Annotated in this window: 4 protein-coding genes and 2 tRNA genes; 3 read left to right on the top strand and 3 right to left on the bottom strand. The window is 39.2% G+C overall.

What is annotated here, in order from left to right; genetic code table 11:
* Nucleotides 1–3 precede the first annotated feature (3 nt).
* The 3 genes from AO58_RS0103955 to mutS all read right to left on the bottom strand — a co-directional run bounded on the left by AO58_RS0103955 (nucleotide 4) and on the right by mutS (nucleotide 2,928).
* Nucleotides 4–89 (bottom strand) — tRNA-Leu (locus AO58_RS0103955).
* Nucleotides 90–104: 15 nt separating this feature from the next.
* A tRNA-Gly gene (locus AO58_RS0103950) sits at nucleotides 105–177 on the bottom strand.
* Between the two features lie 144 nt (nucleotides 178–321).
* A complete protein-coding gene (gene mutS / locus AO58_RS0103945) occupies nucleotides 322–2,928 on the bottom strand; it encodes a DNA mismatch repair protein MutS (protein WP_024980455.1) in 2,607 nt (868 codons plus the stop codon).
* A gap of 149 nt (nucleotides 2,929–3,077) precedes the next feature.
* Here mutS and AO58_RS0103940 point away from each other — a divergent pair, with 149 nt between their 5' ends.
* The 3 genes from AO58_RS0103940 (at nucleotide 3,078) to AO58_RS17525 (ending at nucleotide 7,945) form a co-directional block, all read left to right on the top strand.
* A complete protein-coding gene (locus AO58_RS0103940) occupies nucleotides 3,078–3,518 on the top strand; it encodes a DUF1573 domain-containing protein (RefSeq protein ID WP_024980454.1) in 441 nt (146 codons plus the stop codon).
* A 65-nt stretch (nucleotides 3,519–3,583) separates the two neighbouring features.
* Complete coding sequence (locus AO58_RS0103935) at nucleotides 3,584–4,114, top strand: RNA methyltransferase (protein WP_024980453.1); 531 nt, start codon at nucleotides 3,584–3,586, stop codon at nucleotides 4,112–4,114.
* 96 nt (nucleotides 4,115–4,210) lie between these two features.
* On the top strand, nucleotides 4,211–7,945 hold the full coding sequence (locus AO58_RS17525; RefSeq protein WP_024980452.1) for an FIDD domain-containing protein: 3,735 nt from the start codon (nucleotides 4,211–4,213) through the stop codon (nucleotides 7,943–7,945).
* Nucleotides 7,946–8,081: the final 136 nt, after the last annotated feature.

Genomic DNA, 8,081 nt, shown 5'->3' with positions numbered 1-8,081 from the left:
TTGTACTCAGAGCGGGACTTGAACCCGCACGAACATTGCTGTTCACTGGATTTTAAGTCCAGCGTGTCTACCAATTTCACCATCCGAGCATGATGTAGTGTTAGAGCGAAAAACGGGGCTCGAACCCGCGACCTCGACCTTGGCAAGGTCGCGCTCTACCAACTGAGCTATTTTCGCATTTCATATTCTTAAAGAACCACAACAATTGTTTGTCATTGCGGTTGCAAATGTAACACAAATATTCAATAATACAAGCCTTTTTTATAAAAAAATTTAAGCCGAAATGATAACTTTTTGATAACCCAGCGGTTATCAAAAAAATTATTTTCGACTGAGCATTCGTTTTATTTCATTGAGCTTCATCAAGGCTTCCATTGGTGTGATGGCATTAATATCCAATTGCAAAATTTCTTCTTTAATTTCTTCCAACAAGGGATCATCTAGATTAAAAAAACTCATTTGCATCTCATCTTTTGCCGCTTTGATTCCATTTAAAGCGTCACCTGAATGGTCTTTTTCTAATTTTTTTAATATTTTCTGTGCTTTCAAAATCACCAACTGCGGCATTCCAGCCATTTTGGCTACGTGAATCCCAAAACTATGTGCAGAACCTCCTTTTATTAGTTTTCGAATAAAAAGCACGTTATCTTTTAATTCTTTTACAGCGACATTATAATTTTGTATGCGCTTCAACGCATCGCTCATTTCATTCAATTCGTGATAATGCGTAGCAAAAAGGGTTTTGGGTTGCGATGGATGCTCATGTAAAAACTCCGCAATAGCCCACGCAATAGAAATTCCATCATAGGTACTTGTCCCACGGCCAATTTCATCCAACAACACCAAACTTCTGTCCGAAATATTATTCAAAATAGAAGCCGTCTCGTTCATTTCGACCATAAAAGTAGATTCACCCATCGAAATATTATCGGAAGCTCCTACCCTAGTAAAAATTTTATCCACGATACCCATTCTAACGCTATCTGCTGGAACAAAACTTCCCATTTGAGCCAAGAGCACAATCAAGGCCGTTTGTCTCAAAATAGCCGACTTACCCGACATATTTGGTCCAGTAATCATAATCAACTGCTGTGTATCTCTATCTAGGAAAACATCATTGGCGATGTAAGGCACACCAACAGGCAATTGTTTTTCAATTACTGGATGACGACCGTTTTTAATATCCAATTCAAAAGTTTCATCCAATTCAGGACAAACATATTGGTTTTCGATAGCCAATTGTGTAAACGAACACAAACAATCCAACTGCGCCACCAAATTGGCATTCATTTGAACTGGCTTGATATACGTTGAAATCCATTGCACTAATTGTTCAAAAATCTCTCCTTCAATTTTATGAATTTTCTCCTCGGCACCTAAAATTTTGGTTTCGTATTCTTTTAGCTCTTCGGTAATATAACGTTCCGCATTCACTAAAGTTTGCTTACGAATCCATTCGCTTGGCACTTTATCTTTATGCGTATTTCGAACTTCGATATAATATCCAAAAACATTATTAAAAGAAATTTTCAAAGAAGAAATTCCTGTACGCTCTGATTCTCGTTTCTCGATTCCTTCTAAAAATTCTTTTCCAGAAGTTGAAATCGCGCGTAACTCATCCAATTCTGAATGTACGCCAACTGCAATCGCATTTCCTTTGGCAATGGCAACTGGCGCATCTTGATTTAAGGTGGTTTTTATTTTTTCACGAAGTAAATCGCAACTATGTAAACTATCACCAATTACTTTTACGGCTTCTTGCGGACTTTGCAAAGCTATCGTTTTAATCGGCAGAATAGCATCTAAGGATTCTTTCAAATACACCACTTCACGAGGCGATACTTTGCCTGCAGCGATTTTCGAAATCAAACGTTCCAAATCAGAAATCTGCTTGATTTGATATTGTATTTGTTTTAAAACTTCTTGGTTTTCTTTTAAATACCCTACTACTTGATGACGACTCTGAATTTTGACCGCATCTTTCAAAGGCAAAGCCAACCAACGCTTCAATAATCGCCCACCCATAGGCGAAAGTGTTCGGTCGATTACATCTAGCAAGGTCACCGCATTAGGATTATAACTATGGTATAACTCTAGATTTCGAATGGTAAAACGATCCATCCAAACATAAGCATCTTCTGCGATACGTTGTATGGCCGTAATATGCTGTACCCTATTGTGCTGTGTTTCTGATAAATAATACAAAATAGCACCCGAAGCCACGATTCCTTCTTTCAATTCTTCAACACCAAAACCTTTTAAAGAAGTGGTTTGAAAATGCTTCGTTAAACTCTCAAAAGCATAATCTTCTTTGTAAATCCAATCTTCGAGATAAAAACTATGGTAATCGTCTCCGAATGTTTCTCGGAACGTATTTTTGTTGTTTTTTGGCACTAAGACCTCACTAGGATTGAAATTTTGCAACAGCTTATCGATGTATTCTGCATTTCCTTGTGCGGTTAGAAATTCTCCAGTAGAAACATCTAAAAATGAAATTCCAATACTTTTATTGGTAAAATATACCGAAGCCAAAAAATTATTGGTTTTGGACTGCAACACCTCATCGTTCATAGAAACCCCAGGAGTAACCAATTCAGTTACTCCACGTTTCACAATCGTTTTGGTCATTTTGGGATCTTCTAGCTGATCACAAATCGCCACACGAAGACCCGCTTTAACTAACTTGGGCAAATACGTATTAATGGAATGATGCGGAAAACCAGCCAAAGCCGTTTCAGTTTCTGAACCCGCCCCTCTTTTGGTTAACGTAATTCCGAGTATTTTGGAGGCACGAATGGCATCATCACCAAAGGTTTCATAAAAATCGCCTACTCGAAACAACAAACACGCATCTGGATATTTTCGCTTAATTTCATTATACTGTTTCATTAACGGCGTTTCCTTAACGCCTTTATCTTTTGCTGCCAAATTGGGTGAGTATTAAATTCAATAAAATATGTCAGCGAATTTATAGATTTATAGTGAATAAAGGCGGTTCAAAAAACAAAATTTTAAACTGTAATTGTGTTACATTTTCTAATTTTTACCTAGATTTGCGATACTTTAAATTAAATCTTATGAAAAAAATAATCACTCTTTTATTAGTTTTCGGTTTTGGAATTGCTACTACTTCAGCACAAGAAACTGCTAAAAAATTAAAAAAAGCCAAAACAACTACAGCAAAAGTTCAGGGTGCAGGTTTAGTATTTAAAACTGAAACGCTTGATTATGGCACTATTGCACGTGGTTCAGATGGAAAACGTGAATTTACTTTTACCAATAATGGAAACGCTCCATTAATTATCAGTAATGCACAAGGATCTTGCGGATGTACTGTTCCAAGTATTCCAAGAGAGCCTATTTTACCAGGAAAAAGCAGTAGTATTGGCGTAAGTTATGACACCAATCGTGTGGGTGCTTTTACAAAAACCGTAACCGTAACTTCTAACGCTGCAGGACAACCTTCAAAAGTTTTGACGATTAAAGGAACTGTAACTGCTGAGGGCGTAAAAAGCTAAAAAATAAAAAACACATTTAAAGAGCTTCCTTTGACTAGGAAGCTTTTTTTTTAAGATCTTGACTTATGAGAAAATTAGAGAATAGCGAACTGGACAGAAAATCAATAGAAGGATTTAAAAAATCCGAAAAAACCCCGCTAATTCTGGTTCTTGATGATGTGAGAAGCCTTCACAATATCGGTTCTGTATTTAGAACTGCCGATGCGTTTTTGGTAGAAAAAATTATACTCTGTGGCATTACTGCGACACCTCCCAACAAAGAAATACATAAAACTGCTTTGGGTGCAACAGAAACAGTAGCTTGGGAACATTACGACGATGTTTTAGAAGCCATTACCGCTTTAAAAAATGACAACGTGGTAACTCTGGCTATCGAACAAGTAGAAAGCGCTGTTTTTTTACAAGATTTCAAAGTAGATCCTTTACAAAAATATGCTTTAGTTTTTGGCAATGAAGTACATGGTGTAGCACAAGAAGCAGTAGCTCTTTGTGACGGATGCATCGAAATTCCGCAATTGGGCACTAAACATTCTTTAAATATTTCGGTGAGCGCAGGTATTGTCGTTTGGGATTTATTTAAAAAATTTAACTATTAGTAGCACATTTATAGCAAGTCTAGTTATTTCTTTGATTTAACTCCAAAAACTACCCTAAGACTAGTTATTCTAGAGAATTAACGATATTTTTATCTAATGAAAATATCAGTTATATATCGATCGCTTTTAATTCTTGCTCTTTTTTTTTCAAATTTAGCATTTGCGATTGATCCACCTAAAATAACAGCCTCAGGCAATCAAGTTTATTGCCCAGGAACTGCATTAAAAATCATCCAAACCATCTCCATCACACATGATGTTGCTGAACCAGATGCAGAGGCGATGTACGTTCAAATAGCAGCGGGATACAACCGAAACTTAGATCTATTACGACTGGAAAACCCTGCTGCTCACCCCAAAATAGTAAGTAGCTGGGATGCTGCTGCTGGAAAGCTAAAACTATATAGCCCAACCAGTGTACGAATTTTGTATACCGACTTTGTGGCCGCCCTAAAAGATATTAGCTATTCTAATGCTGATGCTTCTCCCTCTGGCAACCGAACATTTTCTATTACCCTTGGTCAAGCCAACTATCTCCCTTCTACCGGTCATTACTATCAATACGTATCCAACACAGGCATTACTTGGACAGCTGCAAAAGCACAAGCCGAAAGCCTGCGCTATTATGGCCTAAAAGGTTATTTAGCCACACTATTATCCTTAGAAGAAGCAAAGCTTTGTGGCGAACAAGCCAATGGCGCAGGATGGGTTGGCGGCACAGATGAAAACACAGAAGGCGTATGGAAGTGGGTCACTGGCCCAGAAGGACTAGCCAATAGTGGCAATGGTATTGTTTTTTGGAACGGACTAACCAACGGCTCGAGTCCTAACTTTGCCTATTGGAATATCAACGAACCAAACCAACTAGGCAACGAAGACTACGCACACATCACAGCGCCTGGAGTTGGTATCGCTGGCTCATGGAATGACTTGTCCAACACAGGTGAAGCTTCAGGAAATTATCAACCCAAAGGATTTATTGTAGAATATGGAGGAATGCCTGGAGATCCTATTTTAGAACTTTCGGCGAGTACCTCAATAACCATAGCACAATTAAACTTTACACCTCCAAATAGCATTTGTGCTGGACAATCCATGAGCATTGCAGTGTCTTCCTCCTCTAGCAATGTGAATTGGTTTGATGCCGCCAACGGTGGAAATTTATTGTATTCTGGAACCAGCTATACTACGCCCGCGTTAAACAATACGACGACCTATTATGTAGATTATGGCTGTAGCTCCCGAAAAGCAATCACGGTTCCTGTAGAACCTTTACCGGTTGCACATCCTGTTTCCATAGCCAGGCAATGCGATGACAATCAGGACGGTATTTATACCTTTGACACCAGCGCACTTGAAAGTACTTTACTGCAAGGACAACTCAACTGTAAAGTCACCTATTTTGATGCAAGCAATACTCCTCTAAAAGACGAAAACGGAATAGCAATAGTAAGCCCATTTCCTTCAAGATTTACTACAAAATCTCAAACTATACGAGCTATTGTAACCAATAACTCCTCTTTGCAATGCGCTAGTCAAACAAACATAATTTTTACGGTAGACAATTTACCACAAGCATTTGAAGTTCCTAAAACCTTAACAACTGCCTGCGATGACGAACCCATTTCATCTACTCAAGATGGAAACTATGCCTTTGACACGTCAAGCATCCAAGCCATTCTTTTAGGCGGTCAAACAGGCATGACGGTAAGTTACTCGGATGCCCTTGGTAATCTGTTACCGAGCCCATTACCCAATCCCTTTTTGACTAGCACCCAAAAGATAACTGTTAGGATCGAAAACATTACTAACCCCAGTTGTATAGCGACTACTACTTTGGATTTTGTAGTACATCCTCGTCCGGTGGTCAACGAAGTCAGTATAATTCAATGCGACACAGATTTGGTAGTCGATGGCAAAACTTTTTTCAACTTAACCGTTAACAACGCTACTATTTCAAGCAATTATACCAACGAAACTTTTACATATTACACTACTTTAAATGGTGCCAATACTGCAATAACGACCGACCTGATTACTAATCCGCTGATGTTTGAAAATAGCATTCCAACACTTATGCCGGTTTGGGCGAGAATTACCAACCCATTGACAACTTGTGCTAGTGTTGCTAAAATCACGTTAAAAGTACCCGCAACCAATATCCCGCCTACCTACAAAATTCCTTTCGCCCCCGTTTGTGACGATTTTTTTGATTCCAACGGCAACAATACTCCCAATAACAACAATCGAGATGGCATCAGCACTTTTGATTTATTGCCGACAAAAGCAACTATATTAGCACTCCTTCCCACAAACCAAACATACAGTATCAACTACTACCGAAACGAAGCTGATGCCTTGGCGGAATTGAATGCTATTTCTAATCTTTCTAATTACAGAAACATAGGCTACCCGAACACGCAAGATATTTGGATTCGAATTGATAGCGACTTGGACAATGCTTGTTACGGATTAGGCCCCTATTTAACCTTAACTGTAGAAAGCCCCCCTATTGCACATGCGGTGCAAATTCCAAGACAATGTGACGACACTTCGGATGGGATATTTCCATTTGACACCGCTGCACTCGAGACTACTTTGCTGCAGGGCCAAACCAATGTAAGTATTCGTTATTTCGACCAAGCTAATCAACCATTAATAGATGCCAATGGCAATACAATTACTAGTCCTTTTCCAGCGATTTTTGCCTCAACATCACAAACCATCAAGGCCGTTGTTACCAACACCACTGCGCAACAATGTTCGGATGAAACACTAATCACCTTTACTGTGGATGAAGCCCCAAGAGCCTTTACTGTTGCTTCGAGTTTAACCACAGCTTGCGATGACGAAATAGAACCAACACAGCAAGATGGCACATTTGCTTTCGACACTTCTGCTTTTGACAGTATTATTAGAGGAGGTCAAACCGGCATGGTGATTCAATATTATGATCAAAACAACACCCTTTTACCCAACCCTTTGCCGAACCCCTTTATAACGAGTTCACAAACAGTTACCGCAATAGTTAGCAACCCTATAAACACCATTTGTACGGCTAGCACCGCTTTGTGTTTTACGGTTCATCCTGTTCCGAACATTAGCTTAAATCTGGATGGTTCAGAAAATGAGTTGGTATGTTCGAACCTAGCTACTTTTTTTGTTACGCTAGATGCAGGGATTTTGGACACCACACCGACCACAGACTACGAGTATTCATGGAAGAAAGACGGCACTACTATTGGCACCAACGCGCCTACTTTGGACGTCAACACTGAGGGTGTATATACCGTTGACGTTACAAACGCTGCAGGCTGTAGTCGCACGAGAACCTTGACAGTAACCGCTTCTAATGTTGCAACCATTGAAGCTATAGACATTGTTGAATTAAGTGATGTTAATACAGTAACCGTTCAAGTAAGTGGGCCTGGTGACTACCAATACAGCTTGGACGAACCTAGTGGTTTTTGGCAGGATTCGAATGCTTTTTACAATGTATCCTCGGGAATACATACCGTATATGTGAACGACAAAAACGGATGCGGTAGTGTTAGCAAAGCGATTGCTGTAGTAGGCATTCCTAAATTTTTCACACCTAATGGTGATGGATTTAATGACGTTTGGAATATTAAAGGCATTTCAAAATACCCCAACACTACGGTGCATATTTTTGATCGTTTTGGCAAACTCATCACCATTCTTAATGCTACGAATACCAGTTGGAATGGTACTTTTAACGGAACGCCATTGGCGGCTAACGATTATTGGTATGTGATAAACTTTAGTAATGGAACACCCGAAATTAAAGGTCATTTTTCTTTGAAAAGATAACACCTTGTCCATTTTTAACTTTCAAGCCTATTGCTACTCTTTAGTCCCGATCGTAGTGGCATCCTTTGTGTATGCGGTAGCCTACACAAAGATATAGCGGAGAGCGGGAACCATTGTAGCTAAAAAAGCGTATTGA

Source organism: Flavobacterium succinicans LMG 10402 (assembly GCF_000611675.1).
In the GTDB taxonomy this organism is placed as follows: Bacteria; Bacteroidota; Bacteroidia; order Flavobacteriales; family Flavobacteriaceae; genus Flavobacterium; species Flavobacterium succinicans.
The sequence above is the reverse complement of the archived record's forward strand: the minus strand, read 5'-3'. Positions and strand labels throughout refer to the sequence as shown.

Excerpts from the sequence above, each read along its gene's own strand:
- AO58_RS0103940 (WP_024980454.1), top strand. The coding sequence starts at position 3,078 with ATGAAAAAAATAATCACTCTTTTATTAGTTTTCGGTTTTGGAATTGCT.
- AO58_RS0103935 (WP_024980453.1), top strand. The coding sequence starts at position 3,584 with ATGAGAAAATTAGAGAATAGCGAACTGGACAGAAAATCAATAGAAGGA.
- AO58_RS17525 (WP_024980452.1), top strand. The coding sequence starts at position 4,211 with ATGAAAATATCAGTTATATATCGATCGCTTTTAATTCTTGCTCTTTTT.